Genomic DNA, 17354 nt, shown 5'->3' on the forward strand with positions numbered 1-17354 from the left:
ACGCGCGATAACGCGGCGCCGGCCTAAGTCTACTCAAACCCCAAAACGAATGTCTGCCGCAGCATCGCTATGACAGCGTTGGTAGTCGCCCGCGAAGAATTCGGAAGCGATTGATACGTCGCGATGATTTAACCTGAGCAAGTATTCGATTTTGCAAGAAAGCCGGGGTGGGTGTCGGTTTTCTTGCGTTTTGGGATACCGGATTTTGGTGGATCGTGATTCCTTTGACGGCAAGATTCGCTGTTGGAGAACGGGCCGTGAGTGAGCCGCACGACGATCGCCAGGACGACCTATTTCGGGCTTCTCTGGATGCGATCATCAACCTTCGTCATCCGCTGGTGCGGCTTGCGGCGGAGATTGATTGGGATTTTCTGGCGAAGCGCTTCAGCTCGGTCTGTCGCATCGGGCCGGGCCAGCCGCCGCTGCCAACGAGGCTCGTGGCCGGGCTGTTCATTCTCAAACATATGCACAATCTGTCTGACGAAGCGCCGTGCGACAGGTGGGTAGAGAATCCGTATTTCCAGTATTTCTGCGGCGAAGTGGTGTTCCGGCACGAGCTGCCGTTTGACCGCTCGTCGTTGACCCGCTGGCGCCAGACATTGGGCGAGGAGCAGATCGCCGCGTTGTTGCAGGAGAGCCTCTCGGTGGCGCATCGGGCCGGGGCGATCGAGACCAAAGATCTCGAGCGGATCGTGGTGGACACCACCGTGCAGGAGAAGGCGATCGCGCATCCGACCGATGCGCGGCTCACCCACCGCGCGATCGAGAAGCTGGTCGACCTGGCCAAACGCGAGGGTGTCGAACTGCGTCAGAGCTATCTGCGCGTAGCCAAGCGTGCCGCCATCATGGTGGGGCTACACCCATGCCCATCAGTTCAAGCGCGCCCGGCGCGAACTCAAAAATTCCTGCGAACCCGGCTCGGCCGCGTGATCCGTGATATCAGCCGCAAGATCGAGGGCAATCCCGCGCTCGATGACCGCTTCGGCCCGCTGCTCGATCTCGCGCGGCAGGTCCGCCTTCAAGAGCAGCGCCAGCGCGGGCCCAAGGTCTACTCGCGGCACGCCCCCGAGGTGGAGTGCATCGGCAAAGGCAAGGCTCGAGCGCCATATGAGTTAATGGCATGGACCACGCCCGCTCCCGGCGGCAACATACAGTCCCCGGCAAGAGAAGGAGCGCAAGCCATGCCCCATACGATTGTCACGATCGGTATCGATCTAGGCAAGAACACATTCCATGTGGTGGGTTTCGATGCCACGGATGCAATCATCCTACGCAAGAAGCGATCGAGAAATCAGCTTGAGCCGCTATCCTGGCGGATGAATCCGAAACCTGCGTCAGGATTGACGTGCTGGATGATGCCCTGATTCAATCGACGCTCCTGGCGGGATGGCCGCGTCCAGATGACCAAATGATTTGGCATCGCCGATGAACGTGAGTCTGCCACCAGCTTTCGTAGCGAGAGCTTTGCCCTGATATCGCTTGGCGCAATGCCGCGAGCGATCGCTCTGATCCTTGAATGTATCGCTCTTTTACCTGGTCGAACGTCACGATGGGTATGATCAGATTGCAATGGGTATGATCAGATTGCAGATGACACGTGTTTCGTCGAAGTTCTTTCTCGTAACTTCGACCTGCTTCGTCAGCCGACCATACCGACCGGACGGCAGGGGGGCTCGGCCTCGACCTCTGCGATCGTCGCGACGTCGCGGGCTTCCTCGTTCCTGAGATCGGTGAGCAACGACCCGAGCCGGTCGCGGTTTGCTTCGAACGGAGAGAAAAGGGCGCCTCGGCAGGAAGCGGTCTGCCGCTGCCGAAGGGCGTTTGTAACCGTGCGCCGCTATCAGCCCGGTGTTGGCTTTCACGAATCTGCCACAGCACTGGCACGTCATCTCGCCGCCTCGCCTGACGGCTTGGACGACGAAGACGAAATGGCGAAAGCGAAGGAGAATTTCGTCGAAGCCGGGACGAAGTGCTTCGCCGGAGGCGCCGAGGGCGTCCCGGAGCGATTCAAGCGGCTAGGCCGCTGAAACGCGGGCCGACCGCTCGGGGCCGGCTCAGTTTTCAGAGCGCACTCGGGACAGGTACCATCGACCGCATGCGACGTCTTCGGCGCCGTCTGCGGGGCGGCGCGGACGACGTCGAAGGCGCGGTCCAGCTCCTCGCATTTGCCGGCTCCTGGTGAGCAGATTTTCGAGAAACGGACGCCCTTCCTCTTTATAGTTTCCCGATCGGAAAAATTGGCTCGCTTATCGGTCCCGATGGCAAGTGGATTTACCGCTCGGGAAATTTAACTCTTCGCGAGCTAGTTCCAAGCGCGAATATTCCCGCTCGGGAAATTTTTCTTGAAAACGCTAGTTTGCCTTATTAAATATTCCCGCTCGGGAAAATGGATATGGCTATCACGACGACATCGGAACTCGGCGAAACCATTCGGAACCGACGCACGTCGCTTGGGCTACGGCAACAGGACCTAGCGCTTGCGGCGAACGTCGGCGTGCGGTTCATCGTCGATATCGAAAATGGCAAGGAAACCAGTCAAGTAGGGCTCGTCCTTCGGCTGCTCGGCGCGCTCGGCATAACGCTGACTGCCCAAATGCATCCGGCGCCGACGGCACGGCCGACGGCCGACGATGCCGAGCCCTTCGACCCAGAGCAATTCCATCCGTGATGAACACGAAGAAATCCGGCGCCGCTGGCGAAACCCTCCAAGTCCGCTTCGGCGACGAGCTCGTCGGGCTGCTGCGCCGTCGCTCGGAAGAGATCCAAGACATCGAGTTCGTGTACGATAACGCGTGGATGGCGGATCCGCAGGCGTTCGCCGTCTCCACCCGTATGCCGTTGGCGCAACAGATCCACGATCCGGGCGTCGTGTATCGATGGTTTCTGAATCTGCTGCCGGAAGGACGAACGCTTGCCACCATAGGTACTATCCTCAAGATTCCGGAAGCGGACGTCTTCGCGCTCCTGGAAGAATTGGGAGAGGACCTTCCCGGAGCGCTCGCGGTGTACCGTCCTGCCGACCAGCGCCCGGAGCGCAGGCCGCGGTACCATCGCCTGACGGAAGCGGAGCTCGCCGCGGCGATCCGCCGTCTTCCGGAGAAGCCGCTTCTCGTCGGCGAGGAGGGCATCCACATGTCCTTGGCCGGCGCGCAGGATAAACTTCCCGTCGTCCGATATCCGGACGGTGGCATCGGCCTCGCGCTCGACGGCGCGCCTACGACGCACATCCTCAAACCGGCCAACAAGCGTCTCAACAACGCGGTCGAGAACGAAGCCTTCTGCCTTCGTCTCGCGGCAAAGGTGAAGTTGCCCGTCGCCGAGTGCACCGTGGGCAAGGCCGAGGATCTCGATTACCTCCTCGTGAAGAGGTACGACCGCGAACCCCACGGGCGAAGCATCCGGAGAATCCATCAGGAGGACTTTTGCCAGGCGACCGGCCACATCCCTTCGACGAAGTACGAGTCCAATCCGGCGACCAAGTTGCGCGGCCCGACGTTGAAGGACTGCTTCGACGTCCTGAGGAACACGCAGGCCGGCGCGTTCAACGCGACCCGTTTCCTCGACTTCTTCGTATTCAACGTGCTCTGCGGAAACGTCGACGCCCACTCGAAGAACTACTCGTTGCTCCTTCAGCCCGGCGGAGCCGTCTCGATGGCACCCCTCTACGACGTCATGAACGCAGACATCTATCCGGACGTCACGCGCAACATGGCGATGAAGATCGCGGGCAAGAACCATGGCCACTACATCCACGCGCGGCATTGGAACAGCATGGCTGCGGAGAACAAACTTTCCGCGTCGCAAGTGCGGCGCCGCGTCGGTGACCTGTCTCAAGCCGTTCTCGATGCGCTCCCGTCCGTCGTCGACGAATTGAATGCGCTGAAGGTCTCGCCCGTCTACAAGCAGCTTTCCGACTTCGTCGCGGGTTACTGCCGCGACATGCTGCGCAATCTGAAGACCGACGTCGCCGACGAGCCGGCGGATGATCCGGAATCCGAGAACGCTGCGCGCCCGCCGGGCTTCTCTTGAACGCCTCGAAATGCCCGGCGTCCGCGCGGCTCCGTGCCGACGCTCCGACGTCGAATTGCTCGCCATGGTAATCGAGCGAACCGACGATAAACGGGCATCATCATCCCTTCAGATAGGCAAGCCGAGTTGCGGTTCTTCCTGCCCCTCGCCATGCAGCGCGGAGAGCGAGATGACCGCCGGCGGCGAAGTCGTGGAAGACTACCGGCACATCGGCCTCACGCTGCGGCGGCATCCGGTCGAGTTTCTCCGCGCAGACCTGACCGCGCGGCGGATCGTGACCTGCGCCGAAGCGATGGCGGCGAGGGACGGGCGTTGGCTCGAGGCCGCTGGTCTCGTGCTGGTCCGGCAGCGCCCGGGCTCCGCCAAAGGCGTCATGTTCACCACCATCGAAGACGAAACCGGCGTCGCCAGCCTGGTGGTCTGGCCCTCGTTGTTCGAACGTCAACGACGCATCGTGCTGTCTGCCGGCATGCTGGTGGTGCGCGGCAAGATCCAGCGCGAGGGTGCCGTCGTCCACCCCGTCGCGCATCACCTCACGGATCTGTCAGACCTTGCCAGCGTCGGCGAACGCGACTGAGGCTTCCCGCTGCCGTACGGACGCGGCGATCAGATCAGCGACGGCGGCAGCTTCTCGGCCGATCAGCGGGGATCAACCACCGCCGGCTCTCAAGACTCGGGAGATCTACATTCCCGACCTTCACATCGACGCCATCAAAGTGAGGACGCGGGATTTCCGATGATCATCTTCTGTCTCATCGCTTGTCATCGACGCTTGTGGCGAGCGAGAGATCAGCACGGTATCGGATGGCACGATCGTTCACGCAGTGACCGACCCTTGAGGATCAAGCTCGCTGCCGTCGCGGATTGTAAATAAGCCCGGGGCGACGTGAGGCCAACCTGTTGATTTGTTTCGCGAATTTGGAAGGTGGCCGGGGCGATCGGCGCCGATCCGGCCCCCATCGTGAACGAATTCGTGCGACATCAAAGCGCTGCGTTCATCTGAGTTGGGGTCCCGCTTCGGTGCTTATTCACACTCAGCGCCATCTCGTCGAATGCTGCTTCAGCAAGCTGAAACAGTTCCGCCGTGTCGCAACTCGTTTCGAAAAAACCGCCCAACCTTGCCGTCGTCACTCTCGCAGCCATCGTCTTATGGATACGATAAGTGTCACCACTGCCTAGTGGCTCACTGAATACGATACTTTTCATAGAACGCGCGGCGTCCGCGAGGTGTGATCGCCAAGATAACAAAATGCCAACAAGGAGAGGAGGAAACATGGGCGCGGTGAAGACCGTTTTCATCGCAGGTGGCGGAATTGGCGGCTTGACGGTCGCCCATGCGCTTCAACAGATAAACGTATCCACCAGAGTCATTGAACTGGGAGACAAGCGTGACCGGATCGGCACCGGTATTACGCTGCTGGGGCTTGCGGTCACTCGCCGAACTGGGATTGGTGGATGCCTGCCTTGAAGGCGGCCTTGGTTGGGACATCGTGTCGGTGCGCGATGGCGCGGGAACGATTCTCAGCGAGCAGTCCTCACCAAGAATTTGGGACGCTGATTGTCCAGCCGCACTGGGAATCATGCGGCCACGTCTAGGACAGATTCTGGAAGACTTTGCGACGAAGGGCGGCGCGAAGATCGATTTCAACGCAACGGTCACCCGAATTGATCAGGACGATGGAGGGGACAGTTCAGCTATCGAACGGCGAGACAGATCGCGCCGACCTGCTGATCGCTGCGGACGGTGTCTATTCCAAATTCCGCCAAAACATGTTCGGCGAAGAGTTCAAGCCGCATTACGCCGGCCAAGGGGTATGGCGCTACACTGTCTCCCCGCACCGAGGCGATGAATGGCTTCGTCCTATATCGCCTTCCGACGGGCCGGGTAGTTCATGCGCTGCCCATATCAAAGGAATTGTGCTATCTGTTCTTCCTGGAAAGCACCGACGAAAAGCTTCGCATTCCGCAAGATCAGGTGTGCGATTATCTCCGTAGCCTGCTCGCCCCCTTTACGGCGCCCGAACTGGGTCGCGGCTGCCAAGGTGATCGGCGAAGACAAGCACATAAGCTACCGCCCATTTGATGTCTTGATGATGCCAGCCCCCTGGCACCGTGGCCGTGTCGTGCTGTTGGGCGATGCGGCCCATTCGTCGACGCCGCAAATGACATCCGGCGGCGGTATGACAATCGAGGATGCACTGGTTCTTGCCCAGGAACTGGATCGCAAAGACGACTTGGAGACTTCGCTCGTGACCTATTGCCGTCGGCGCGAGCAAAGGGTCAGTCGCGTATACGAGATCGCGTACGCTATTTGCCGGGAAGAGCGCAAACCGGAGCATGGCCGGGACTATTCGATGGGCCTTCTTCGTGAAGGCTACGCGTTTCTGGCTACGCCAGCCTGCTCGGAAGCAGGCGAAGGGAATCGGAACGGCCGAAAATCCAACTAACAAGCCGGTCCACGTGGTCCCACGGATAGGGTCCACTCAGTTCGGGTGCGCTGCAACGACGGTTTTTCGTGATGCTCAAGGTGCCGGGCATTGGCCACAGACGGATCATCGCGCGCTGGGCCGGCCGTCCAATCACGAAGGACGAGCTGGACCAGAACGCGAGAACCATTCATCAAATCACCGATCTCCATCGAGATGAAATCAAAACTTGTAGTTCACGCCGAGCTTGAAGGCGTCGACGCCCTGCTTCATTTTGATGGTCTTCGAATTGATCTCGCCGACGGTCGGGAACGGAACGATCGTCGAGGGAACGCCGATGTGGTTGTATTCGGCGAACGCGGTCCACTGGTTGGTCAGTGCATATTCGACACCGCCACCAATCACCCAACCCCACGTATTCAGGGTGGTGACGCCGGTCCCCCAAAGGTGGGCGTTCGTGTCGGCCAATAGATCGTAGGTGGTCCTGCTTAGAGCGCCGCCGGCTTTGGCATAGGCAAGTGCGCGACCCCACGCATAGCCGACGCGTCCAGTGAAGGTGGCGATAGCCTCGGCCGTGTGCTTGCAGTTGATGCCGCCGATGCCGGAAAAGCAGGTGTCCTCGCCGCGGATGTTAACGGCGCCGAGTTCGCCCTGAACGCCAAAAACCCAAGTTCCCCATTGCCAGTTGGCACCGATCTGAGCACCTCCGAGCGGGCCGGTGGCGCGTGTCTGGTTGCCGAAACCGGCGACATTGACGAAACCATTCAAGCCATCCGTGGACGCGAACGGATCAGACCAACGACCAACACTGAGGCCGCCGCCCAGATATCCGCCGACATAGAATCCGCTCCAGTCCATTGGGCCTGTCGCCGGGCGGGGCGCCTTGGTGGGCAAGATGGAGCCTTCAGCGGGAACGGCCGAGTCGCCCCAGCGATAGCTCGACTGCATGAATATGCCGTAACGCTCCGTGCTGGCCCGCTGCGGCTCAACGGCTTTGGCAGCCGGATCGGTGAGTTCGACGAAGCCTGCCGTGCCGGTGTTCATCTGCCAGGCCCAGTACCGTCCGCCAACCCCAATGCTCCAGGCATCGGTGAACTTGTAGTCCAGCACAGCCTCGAACATGACCCCGGTCCCGCTATGCGACGCGTTGGGGCCGAGCAATTGACGCAGCAGATGGTTGTCCAGTCCGCTATAGGTGACAAGCGGCGCGACGGCGGCATCTGCGGTCAATCGCAGCCGGTCACTCAACATCACTTCGCTGGACAGACCGACTCGCAGTGAATCGAAATGATCGTTGTTGGTCAGCCCGAGAAGCGTCGACGACAATGGTGGTGCGCAAATGACGTCGCCCGCAAGTTGCGCGCACCCATAGGTGTTGATCGCCTGGGCATAATAGTTATAACCGACCAACGCGCCGACCTTGGCACCGGGCGCTCTCAGGAAATTGTAGCCGAGATCGATCGTGGCATAGCCGATGTGTCCCGAGGCATCATGCCTCGTGTTGGAATAGGCGTACTCAGCGGGAAAATCCTCGTCGTTGAGCTGTCCGTTGCCAATTCCGCCAGCTCACAGATGGCCTTTTGCAAAAAAAACCGCTGCGGTGATCAATGCGGGCAAAGGCTTCGCCGGAGACCGCGTCAAGGCCGCTGTAGATCAGCCGGGACGCGAGTCGAAAAGGCGGAGTGTTGAACAACGGTCCTTCGCCGTCAACACCTGTGCTGATCCAGACGCGAGTGCCAGTTTCGATGCTCCAATCGCTTAAACCGTTCCGAGCCGGTATTTTGAGCCACTGGATCGGAGCACCGCCGGCCGACGTATTGCTGCCGCCGAACCGGTAGTTCAACCCCACACGGGCGAGGTCGGCCCGAAGACCACTGGAATGCGTGACGACCTGGCCGGCGGCGCCGACATTCGCCATTCCCCCGGCGTTGGGGAAGTCGACATGAAGATAGTCAGCCTTGACGCTCAACCGATCGGTGAGCGGCACCTCAACGCCGGCGCCGACGGCATAGCCAGCCCCGACGGCGTTCAGCCTTCTCCCTGATTTCGCGGCACCGTCGATAAACGAGAAGTCGGTTTGCACCTGGGTGAGCGCGAGGCCGCCCGTGATATAGACAAGCCATTGGTACGGCGTGACGAAGCCCAGACGCGGTCGCGCGGTGAACAGCCCGTTGGCGTTGCCATAGGACGTGATGGTGAAAGAGTCGCCTGAAGACCCTGACGACGGGCGGTACCCGGCATGGCTGGTCGCCGCACCGTTCAGATGAACGGCTTGCAAATCGGCTTCCCAGCCGACCAGCAGATTGCCGATCTGCCAATTGTAACCGCCTTCGATGCCAGCGGCAAAACCCCGGGGCTTGATGCGTTGCACTCCGGCCGCGGTAACGGTCTCTGCATCAGTGAGGTTGAAATACGGACCCTCACTCGCTGCGGTGGTCGGATCATACTGTCCCCACGCGCCACCAGCCGTAACGCCGGCATAGTACCCAGTCCAATTATAGGATCCGGTCCCTCCGAAGTTGATCGGGAGATCGGCAGTCATCGCAGGAGCAGCGAGCATGCAGAGCCCAAACGCGATCGAACCCGCCGGCCCGAAATTGATGGGCCGCAGGCGGATTTGCCCGCAGTCAGGAACCTGCTTGCGGCAGAGGACAGTGTACATGCGCTGCTCCAGAAGTTGCGAGGACTTCAGATAGAACAGCAAGTGCCGTACCAGTCCTGGCACTCTCGAAAATAGGGCGTCGAACCAAAGGGTTGAGAGGATTGCAGCTGGGCTCGAGCGTGTTATGCGCATCGACGCAATTTCGATATTGTCGCAGATGCGACAGCGCGTTTGGAAGGCCGCGACATCCGTTGATATAGACTGGCGGTCTAAGGGGCATTCGGCAAGAGCTGCGCACGTATCAAAGCCGAGCGGCTGCCCGCGACTGAATTCTCGCCCGACTTGCTGGGCGATGCCAGCATTGTCAGAGTTCGTTTAGATGACGTACTCGCCCACGGCGCATAACAACCGCGATACTGTGCGAAAGCGGTCGGCGTGACTGAGTTCGCGCAGCTCGCCTGATCGCCGGGCTTGCCGCGTAGGCCAGAGCTTCGCCGCCCCAACGCGACGGCCCGGCGAAGCGCTTGGTCCGGCGCTTCGCTGCTTGTGAATCGCCTTTGTCGGGAGCCAGTATCACCGTGAGGTTGGCGGCCAGGATTACTACCTCGACCTCGTTTCTATCACCTCCGCTCGCGCTGCTTCGTGGCAATCGAGCTAAAGATCGAGGACTTCAAGCCGAGTTCGCTGGCAAGATGAAATTCTATCTTTCAGCTGTCGATGATCAGCTGCGCCATCCGGTGACAAGCCGACCATCGGTATCATCCTGTGCAAGGGACACAACGAAGTCATCGTAGAGTACGCGCTGCGGGATACCAGCAAGCCGATGGCGTCCCGCACGGCGGCGAAAATGCCCGGCGCCCGCACCGATCCATGTTCGCTGATCAACATCAAGCCAAGGGACCACGCCACGTGTGCGTCCTTATATGGTGTTGCCTTTCGTTGTATGAAACAAAACGCGGTACCCACGCTTTCCAATCTTCTTCAGACCACTTCCACGTCCGGAGGTTCCCAAACGTAGCGGCGCGCTCTTCGTGCGCCGCCTTCTCCTCAGGCGTCATGCGCTCCAACTGCGCCACCAACGCCGCAGCCAAGTCGCCTCCGTTGAGCGCTTCGCGGTGCACGTCCACGATGACGGGCGGCGGTAGCCGCTCGCCAACATCTCGCGCACGCTAAGCAACGGGAGCAGACGCGCGTTCAAAACAGGAAAACCAACAACGTTCACTTCGCAATCTCCACAATCTCAAGCCGCACATGCGCGCCTGACGACATGGCCATGTTGGAGCGGTCAGGAGCGTCAGGTTTTCTGCGCCAACAAGAGTAGTGGATTGCCGCACCGCTAACAGCAGAGCAAGCCACTCCCGATCATCTGGAGTCCAAAAGATCGACCGTTACGTACCGAGAATGTTCGCGGACCCCGAATTCCGACCTGATGTCGATCCCCGGGGCCGGGACCCGGCAGTCGGCGAGCAACTGTCCGCAATCCATGCGTCATCGTTTATTCATGCTCTCTACCGAGCGAGCACAGTGGCTTGATGGTGTTTGTCGTCAAATATTCCCCTGACCCTTTGTACAAGCCTGGTCGCAACTTCCTTTCGCAGTCCCGGCCTCGCACAGATGACAGCCCGGAGATCAGACAGTTGCGGTAAGTAGTACTCGGGGGATTGAACCAAATCATCAGGCACGCAGAACGAAGGCAGTGCGGTCAAACCTATGCCAAGGCGTACAGCTGACAACCTCACCGAGTGGTCAGAGGCGTGAAGAACAACCCTGTAAGCCGATCCCATCCGATTTAGTTGACCAATCATCCAATCGTGGTCCGGAGGGGTCACTATCGGAATAGGGGCGCCCGGACTGAGAACAAAGTCGCGCGAGCGAACCCAGGTGGCCGAGAATGCCCGTTGCTCTAGGATGGTTTTTGAAAGTTCGGAATCGACGTCCGAAGCGAAAATGCAGGCTACGTCTATGTAGCCCTCAATTAAGCCCTTGCGGATCTTGCTGGAACGATCGGCGCAAATAAAGAGATCCGAAAAGTCGTCCTTTCCGGCGCGCTCCAAAAGCCGTTGAGCAAAGAGGCTGCTGAGGCCAACACGATGAACGGTCGCGTTGCCATGACCAGCAAGCCTGAGCACTTGATCGTTGGCCTCGAGTATTATGCGTGCCTGTTGGAGGACGAGTTCGCCGAGGCCGGTGACGGTCGTGCCGTTGGGGGTTTTGACGAACAGTTGCCCGCCAACTAATCCCTGCAATCGCTTAACCTGAGCGGTGACAGCGGGTTGACTAAGCCCGAGCTTGGTTGCGGCTCTTGTTAAGCTACCCGTCTCAGCTATGGCGACAACAGTACGAATTGACTCAATAGGAAGGTTTAGTGCTCGTAGCATTATTCCGCACTGAATCACGAACTTGCATTGGTTGTACCAGTGTAGTCGCAATAGCACACCGCAGGCAAAGCACTAACCCCAATGTCGGGCAGAGCGGCTAGTTGGTCCAAAAGGTCTGTACGCAACGTACGCATCTCCCCGTTCTCGCATCTAGATCATCACGCCTCATTCGCCCGAAATGACCAACGACCAACTTGCATCGGCATCCATAGACGCGCCGCCAAGCGCCAGCGGTTTAGAGGGAGAGCTGCAAAGTAGTCGGACACTTGCTGCCCTCTGTTCGGCCTCTAATGCGCAGCTGCGGGCCTGTATGGCCGCGGGCCGTCATCTTTAGGATCGGGGGTTGCTGCCTGCCCTCGATTCGATGCTTTCAGAACCGAGATGCCTGCTAAATGGGGTAACGCGCTGCAGACCACGACCGCCGGCGTCGTGAACTCCGCCATTTGATCACCAACCAATAGTCAGTCGAAGCTGCAACGATGACGAGGGGCCGCCCGCTCTTGATGGAGCGGGAGCCCTCGCTAGAGCTGTAGACGAGCGGCCTAAAATATCCCGCCTTTTTGCGCATTCTTGGATGGATCTTAGCCCGGCCGCGATGGGATTCCGCTCGCCGGTCCTGCTGCGCCAGAGCCAATCCGTGACCCAGGCGGACGGCTCGATCAGCTGCATGTCGTGTCAGCCGCGCTCAGCAGTTCTTTCCCGTCTCGGTGTATCGCACCTAAATGCATGCTCTATGCCTGTCGCTTTGGGCCATCCAAGATCTACTTGATCCTGCTCGCAGGTTTCATTGATGTAGATCACAATGGAAGCGAGTGACTGTCCAGTGCGACGCGCCGTGCGATGAGGGGCTTGCTGGAAGTCTCCGCTGTTCGAGGTTTTGCCGACGGTATATCCGATCTCGGACAAAATGGAGCAGCCGAGATAGGAATGTCAGCTCATACCCACAGGCCATCGATCGGCCTGATCTTGCTTCGCGCGCTCTGTTCAGACCCTGTAGGCCCGGTCCACCTGAAGCGCACCGGCGCCCGGGCCGTCTCGTCTTTTGATGCCCCTTTGCTGGGGAATCCATGCGGACGTGACGAGCTTCCGGCTCCGCCTCGGCACCGTCAACCCGCTAGTGCGGTGGCTGCTGACAACGACGAGGTCTACGCTCTCCTTTGCGGCCTTATTAATGTCATTTTGCGCGGGCCACTGAGGGCTGCGCTCGATCTCACTTGTGTTTGGTTCCCCGACGGATCACGCGGTAGAATGCGTACAGAGCCGCGAGGATGTCGATGACAAGGCGTTTCCGTTACTGGGCACTGTTGTCCATCGCTGCCTGCGTGCTTCAATGCGGCGCCGTCCAGGCGAAAGACCGACGCATTGTCGTCGAACCTGTTGCGCCTCGTAACGTCTGCGCCCGCCCGGTGCCCTCCGGCAGGGATGATACTTCCGCACTGCAAGAGGCTATTGCGCATTGCTCCGCCGGCGCCGCGGTCTATTTGGCTGGTGGAGAGTTCCTGTCCGGTCCGTTCGAGATGAAGTCAGGTGTAACGCTTTGGATCGAGCGCGGCGCCACACTTTTCGCCATCCCCAGGCCGACGGCCTTTGACAAGGGCGGGGGATATTGCGGGCGCATCGCTGGCAAAGGCGACGGCTGCCGCCCACTCATCAGCTTTTCGAAGACGCGCGGGGGCGGCATCTATGGTCAAGGTGTCATCGATGGTCAGGGTGGCATGCCCATGGTCGGCAGTGCCGAAACTTGGTGGCAGCTGGCGCGACGTGCGCAAACCGAGGGAGGCAACCAGAACGTTCCGCGCTTGATTCAGGTCGACCATGCGCAGGACATCACGTTCCACGGCGTCACGCTGCGCAATGCGCCCAGTTTCCACGTCGCGATGAACCGGGTCGAAGGTGCCACCTTTTGGGGGCTCACCATCGATGCACCCGTCGACGCTCGCAACACCGATGGCATCGACCCAGGCGCAAGCCAGGATGTCACCATCACCCACAGCTTCATCCGCACAGGAGACGACAATGTGGCGATCAAGGCGGGCAATAATGGTTCGAGCCGGCATATCTCCATCATAGATAACCATTTCGGCTGGGGGCATGGGATGTCGATCGGCAGCGAGGTGAACTCCGGTGTCAGCGACATACTGGTGCGCGGCCTGACCCTCGACGGTACGACGTCTGGCCTGCGCATCAAGAGCGACGTTGGTCGGGGCGGAGTTGTGGAACGGGTGACTTATGAGAATGTGTGCCTGCGCGGCAACCGATGGCCAATCGTGTTCGATACAAAATACGATCCACACGCCCAAGGCGACAGTATTCCACTCTATCGCCAGATCGTTCTGCGCCACGTGCATGGCGACAATGGTGTGCTGCTGATGCGCGGGATAGACGAGGGGCATGCCCTTGACGTTACGCTGGAGGATGTTCGATTTGCCGATTCCGCCACCTGGCAGCTAGAAAATGCCAATGTGACCGTGGGGCGTTCCGGCGTGTCACCGCCGCTGCCGGGGCGAGCTGGAGGACCGGCGCCGAGCGGATGGGAGGGATGTGCAAAGGCATTACGTGAAAGCAACCAAAAGCCGGGGCGACCTGGTGGCGAACGTTGAGCCGGTAAGGCTCGCGCTGATGCGGCTTTGGATGCATCGACGTTGCGTCCGAGCAGCTCGATGGCGGTGCCATCTCGCTGCAGGCTTTTCGACGAGCCTTCCTGCGAGCTTTCCCTCGGCAGTTGGCGCGGGGGGCGACGGCGATACGAATACCTTGACAGTTCTCAGCAGCTATTTCGTGGTGGCACGATCGTATCGAAAGTGCACGAGCCCTACCAAAAGTGAGATGACATGCGGGCTTTCCTGATTTCTGCTGGGGCGCTGGCCGGATGCTTCGGCTTCTCGGCAGTATATGCACAGCGGCTTCTTGTCTCGCAGGCTGATGAGACGGCCTATCACTCCCTGCAGGCAGCCATCGACGCATTACCGGCGCGAGGCGGGGATATCCAGATCGCCCCTGGCATCTATCGCGAGAAGATCAAAGTCGTCAAATCCGGTGTTCATCTCAAAGGTGCTGGCGGGAAGCCGAATGATACGGTCATCGTGTATGGCGACGGAGCTATCAATGTGGGAGGGACCGCTCATTCTGCAACGCTGGACGCTTCCGGAGATGACTTTCGGCTTGACAATTTGACTGTTCAAAACGACTACGCCCTCAACCCGGCCAATCCTGCTTCGCAGGCCGTGGCGCTGTCCGTCACCGGAGACAGGGACGTTATCACCCGTGTCCGCCTGCTCGGCGCACAGGACACGCTGTTCGCCGGCAGGGGGCCGAACGGCCGACTGTCGCGACAGTACTTCTCGGATTGCTACATCGAGGGGCATGTCGATTTCATATTTGGCAATGCCAAGGACTATTTCCGGCGCTGCGAGTTGCACGGCATCGCGAACCAAGCGGTCGTTTATACCGCGCAAAGCAAAGCCACGCCGGACGAGGACAGCGGCTATGTGTTCGATCGTTGCAGGCTGACTGCCGACCCTGCCGCGCGCTATGTTGCGCTTGGGCGCGCTTGGCGCCCCTATGCCGCAGTGATCTTTCTGGCAACGAAGATGGATGCGCCGGTCATCGCGGAAGGGTGGCGCGAATGGACTCCCGGCAAGACCAATACGCTGACAACGGCCTACTATGCCGAATACAAATCCTCGGGCATCGGCGCCAATTCGGCGGGTCGCGAGCCTCACTCTCATCAACTGTCGGACAGCGAAGCCGCGAAATGGTCCCTGAGAGCATTCTTCGGTCGTGCCACAGATTGGTTGCCCAGCGAACCATCAAGATAGGGATTGGAAAAACGTTCAAGAAGCCGCCATTAGTCCTACTGCGTCATATAATTCGATGGCTACTTTGACTTGAGATTGCTCTGATGCAACAAGGACATTGAGATAGGGCCCGAGAAGTATGTCGGAGTGACCGCCCGCGTATGCTTGAGCATCTGCTCAAGCTCGCGGATGTGTCCTTTCGGTGTGACCGAACACCTCGTCATAGGGGCGGACGACCAGTAAGACGCGCGATCGCTTGCTTATGGCACTCAACAAACCACAGTCTCCCACAGGCTACGAACGCGGGCCTCCACCGGCCGGTAAAGCCCACCGTGCACCGCGTCTGCTCAATCACGTCCGCACACCAGATCACAGTTGCGATCCCGATTCGGAAAATTAGCGCCGCCTCGTGCCACGAAAGACCGTCCTCGAGGATGGCCTTGATCATTGGAATGCGAAGACCCTCTCCGTGCGCCATCCTCGGGGTCCCTCCCGGGGATTAGGCAGGAGCGCGCTTCGCTCAATTTGGGCATCCCTCGATTTCGACCCCAAGCTGCTCTAAGGCGCATGCAGGTGCTATTGATTCGAAACTGACACAAGGAAAATAAAGAGGGTCATGTTTGGCGACAGCCCTCATCGTGCAAAGACGGACAAATTTGCTCGAACTTTGATTGCGAAGGCTTGCAGACCGTCTTCACCGAGCTCCGCGACGTAGCTGACACGCGAGCCGACAACGATATCGTCGCGACCTTCTAGGACACTGATAAAACTGAAGTAGATCTCATGGCCGTTAGCGCTCTGGAGGACGCCGAACGCGCCGCCGGGATCTATCCGCACCACGGTCCCAACCGGCTCTCCTTCACGGAAACCTGTCTCGCAGCCCATCAGGCGCTTTTGATCTTGCAGCTGGTTCCGTGCTTGATTGAAGGTATCGTCCAAGGCGTAGGCGAGATCGGCGTACCGCTTATCCTGCTTGGGCGTCCGTCCGACATTGACCTCCCGCCTATTGGGAAGCGCGAGCCGAATGCTCACCTGATACTGACCACCCGGCTCGTGACGATCAGCCGGGCCTCGCACGGTGATGCGCCCTGCCGACACTCGACCATACAGTCTTTCCAGCTCGCAGATTTGCTGCTCGATGACGGCTTGCAGTTCTGGGGGCGTCGTTAGATTGCCGAACTCGACTAGAACCGTGGTTTGCACAATATTTCACTCCAACCTCGATGCTGAGCGATTTCCTAGGGCTCGCCGCCAACTTCCTGTGCCACCAGCGACTGAGACCTCAAACGAAAATCAACTGGACGCCGGCAGCGAGCAGAAGCGCCGCGAGAATGAACCTGATGGCTGTCTGACTTAACCACTTTAGGCCGATGGCCGTTCCAGCGATGGCGCCCGCCAGGGCGGCGATTGCATAATGATCCAAATGCAAGGACGGAGATTGACCAACGAAGAGAACTCCGGCCAACCCCACGGTGGAGTTCGCCAGGATAAAGGGAGCCGACAACCCGGCGGTCTGCTTGGGTGATGCCCAATTCATTGCGATGAGCGTCGGGGCCAGGAACACTCCGCCGCCCACGCCGGTCAGGCCAGAAACCAGGCCGATGACCGCTCCAATGCTCAAGGCTCCACAGAGCGGCGTTTTGCGAACCCGATCGGTGGCGCGTCCCCGCCGCACGATCGTCACGGCGCCTGCCAGAAGAAGGACGACCCCGGTCAGCGGCTGGTAAACGTGCCCCCCGAGCGCGATGAGGCCACCGGCAAGCGCCGTCGGCATCGATGAAAGCAGAAGCGGACGCAGCATTGTCCAGTCAATGACTTTGTTGCGGTGGAAGAGCCATGTCGAATAAGTCGCGACCACGATATTGAGCGCCAGTGACGTCGGGCGCATTTCTGCCGGCGGCAGACCGGCGAAAGCCATCAGCGCGAGAAACGCAGTACCGCCCGCCTGTCCAACGGTCGAATAGAGCAGTGAGATGACGGCGAAGAGCAGAGAAAGCACGCTACATCGATCCTGACGAAATTCTTCGCCTTGCTTGCATTCACCACGCAGCGATGTTCTCGCGAGCCATGGCGCATTGTCTTGCCGTTCCGATACGTTTGCTGCGGTGTCCGAGCGCTTCAA

At 59.7% G+C, this 17354-nt stretch carries 14 protein-coding genes and 2 pseudogenes; 11 read left to right on the forward strand and 5 right to left on the reverse strand.

The window, feature by feature from the left end; genetic code table 11:
* Positions 1-257: 257 nt before the first annotated feature.
* From ACOIX3_RS10215 to ACOIX3_RS10250, 8 genes and pseudogenes are all read left to right on the forward strand, one after another.
* Positions 258-1364, forward strand: a complete 1107-nt coding sequence (locus tag ACOIX3_RS10215; RefSeq protein WP_420969616.1) for an IS5 family transposase — start codon at positions 258-260, stop codon at positions 1362-1364.
* Positions 1365-1829: 465 nt separating this feature from the next.
* A complete protein-coding gene (locus ACOIX3_RS10220) occupies positions 1830-2027 on the forward strand; it encodes a hypothetical protein (protein ID WP_420969618.1) in 198 nt (65 codons plus the stop codon).
* A gap of 365 nt (positions 2028-2392) precedes the next feature.
* The gene (locus ACOIX3_RS10225; RefSeq protein WP_342710075.1) at positions 2393-2668 is read left to right on the forward strand and encodes a helix-turn-helix transcriptional regulator; all 276 of its coding nucleotides are present in this window, start codon (positions 2393-2395) and stop codon (positions 2666-2668) included.
* Positions 2668-4029 carry a type II toxin-antitoxin system HipA family toxin gene (locus ACOIX3_RS10230; RefSeq protein WP_420969620.1) on the forward strand — a complete coding sequence of 454 codons (1362 nt, stop codon included), beginning with the start codon at positions 2668-2670 and terminating at the stop codon, positions 4027-4029. The genes ACOIX3_RS10225 and ACOIX3_RS10230 overlap by 1 nt, the downstream gene beginning before the upstream one ends.
* 166 nt (positions 4030-4195) lie before the next feature.
* Positions 4196-4769: pseudogene (locus ACOIX3_RS10235) on the forward strand (DNA polymerase III subunit alpha); the annotation flags it as partial.
* A gap of 292 nt (positions 4770-5061) precedes the next feature.
* Positions 5062-5191, forward strand: a pseudogene (locus ACOIX3_RS10240) (IS5/IS1182 family transposase); the annotation flags it as partial.
* 111 nt (positions 5192-5302) lie between these two features.
* A complete protein-coding gene (locus ACOIX3_RS10245; protein ID WP_420969622.1) occupies positions 5303-5497 on the forward strand; it encodes an NAD(P)-binding protein in 195 nt (64 codons plus the stop codon).
* Between the two features lie 574 nt (positions 5498-6071).
* Complete coding sequence (locus ACOIX3_RS10250) at positions 6072-6476, forward strand: FAD-dependent monooxygenase (RefSeq protein ID WP_420969624.1); 405 nt, start codon at positions 6072-6074, stop codon at positions 6474-6476.
* 201 nt (positions 6477-6677) lie between these two features.
* Here the strand turns inward: ACOIX3_RS10250 and ACOIX3_RS10255 are convergent, their stop codons facing one another.
* Both ACOIX3_RS10255 and ACOIX3_RS10260 read right to left on the reverse strand, forming a co-directional pair.
* A complete protein-coding gene (locus ACOIX3_RS10255; protein WP_420969626.1) occupies positions 6678-7865 on the reverse strand; it encodes an outer membrane protein in 1188 nt (395 codons plus the stop codon).
* 106 nt (positions 7866-7971) lie between these two features.
* On the reverse strand, positions 7972-9159 hold the full coding sequence (locus ACOIX3_RS10260) for an outer membrane protein (protein ID WP_420969628.1): 1188 nt from the start codon (positions 9157-9159) through the stop codon (positions 7972-7974).
* A 661-nt stretch (positions 9160-9820) separates the two neighbouring features.
* Here ACOIX3_RS10260 and ACOIX3_RS10265 point away from each other — a divergent pair.
* Positions 9821-10075, forward strand: coding sequence for a hypothetical protein (locus tag ACOIX3_RS10265; protein WP_420971705.1), 255 nt, complete (start codon positions 9821-9823; stop codon positions 10073-10075).
* Positions 10076-10565: 490 nt separating this feature from the next.
* On the opposite strand, the gene ACOIX3_RS10270 is transcribed toward ACOIX3_RS10265, so the two are convergent.
* Positions 10566-11435, reverse strand: coding sequence for a LysR family transcriptional regulator (locus tag ACOIX3_RS10270; RefSeq protein ID WP_420969629.1), 870 nt, complete (start codon positions 11433-11435; stop codon positions 10566-10568).
* A gap of 1274 nt (positions 11436-12709) precedes the next feature.
* Between ACOIX3_RS10270 and ACOIX3_RS10275 the strand changes: the two genes are divergently transcribed.
* A complete protein-coding gene (locus tag ACOIX3_RS10275) occupies positions 12710-14035 on the forward strand; it encodes a glycoside hydrolase family 28 protein (RefSeq protein ID WP_420969631.1) in 1326 nt (441 codons plus the stop codon).
* A gap of 231 nt (positions 14036-14266) precedes the next feature.
* Positions 14267-15253, forward strand: a complete 987-nt coding sequence (locus ACOIX3_RS10280) for a pectinesterase family protein (protein ID WP_420969633.1) — start codon at positions 14267-14269, stop codon at positions 15251-15253.
* 612 nt (positions 15254-15865) lie between these two features.
* Here ACOIX3_RS10280 and ACOIX3_RS10285 read toward each other — a convergent pair.
* Together ACOIX3_RS10285 and ACOIX3_RS10290 are read right to left on the reverse strand one after the other, a co-directional pair.
* Positions 15866-16435: an HPF/RaiA family ribosome-associated protein gene (locus tag ACOIX3_RS10285; RefSeq protein ID WP_420969635.1), complete on the reverse strand. Its 570-nt coding sequence runs from the start codon at positions 16433-16435 to the stop codon at positions 15866-15868.
* Positions 16436-16514: 79 nt separating this feature from the next.
* Complete coding sequence (locus ACOIX3_RS10290) at positions 16515-17354, reverse strand: sulfite exporter TauE/SafE family protein (RefSeq protein WP_420969637.1); 840 nt, start codon at positions 17352-17354, stop codon at positions 16515-16517.

Source organism: Bradyrhizobium sp. B120, from assembly GCF_049075665.1.
GTDB lineage: Bacteria > Pseudomonadota > Alphaproteobacteria > Rhizobiales > Xanthobacteraceae > Bradyrhizobium.

Excerpts from the sequence above, each read along its gene's own strand:
- ACOIX3_RS10275 (WP_420969631.1), top strand. The coding sequence starts at position 12,710 with ATGACAAGGCGTTTCCGTTACTGGGCACTGTTGTCCATCGCTGCCTGC.
- ACOIX3_RS10245 (WP_420969622.1), top strand. The coding sequence starts at position 5,303 with ATGGGCGCGGTGAAGACCGTTTTCATCGCAGGTGGCGGAATTGGCGGC.
- ACOIX3_RS10225 (WP_342710075.1), top strand. The coding sequence starts at position 2,393 with ATGGCTATCACGACGACATCGGAACTCGGCGAAACCATTCGGAACCGA.
- ACOIX3_RS10230 (WP_420969620.1), top strand. The coding sequence starts at position 2,668 with ATGAACACGAAGAAATCCGGCGCCGCTGGCGAAACCCTCCAAGTCCGC.
- ACOIX3_RS10280 (WP_420969633.1), top strand. The coding sequence starts at position 14,267 with ATGCGGGCTTTCCTGATTTCTGCTGGGGCGCTGGCCGGATGCTTCGGC.
- ACOIX3_RS10270 (WP_420969629.1), bottom strand. The coding sequence starts at position 11,435 with ATGCTACGAGCACTAAACCTTCCTATTGAGTCAATTCGTACTGTTGTC.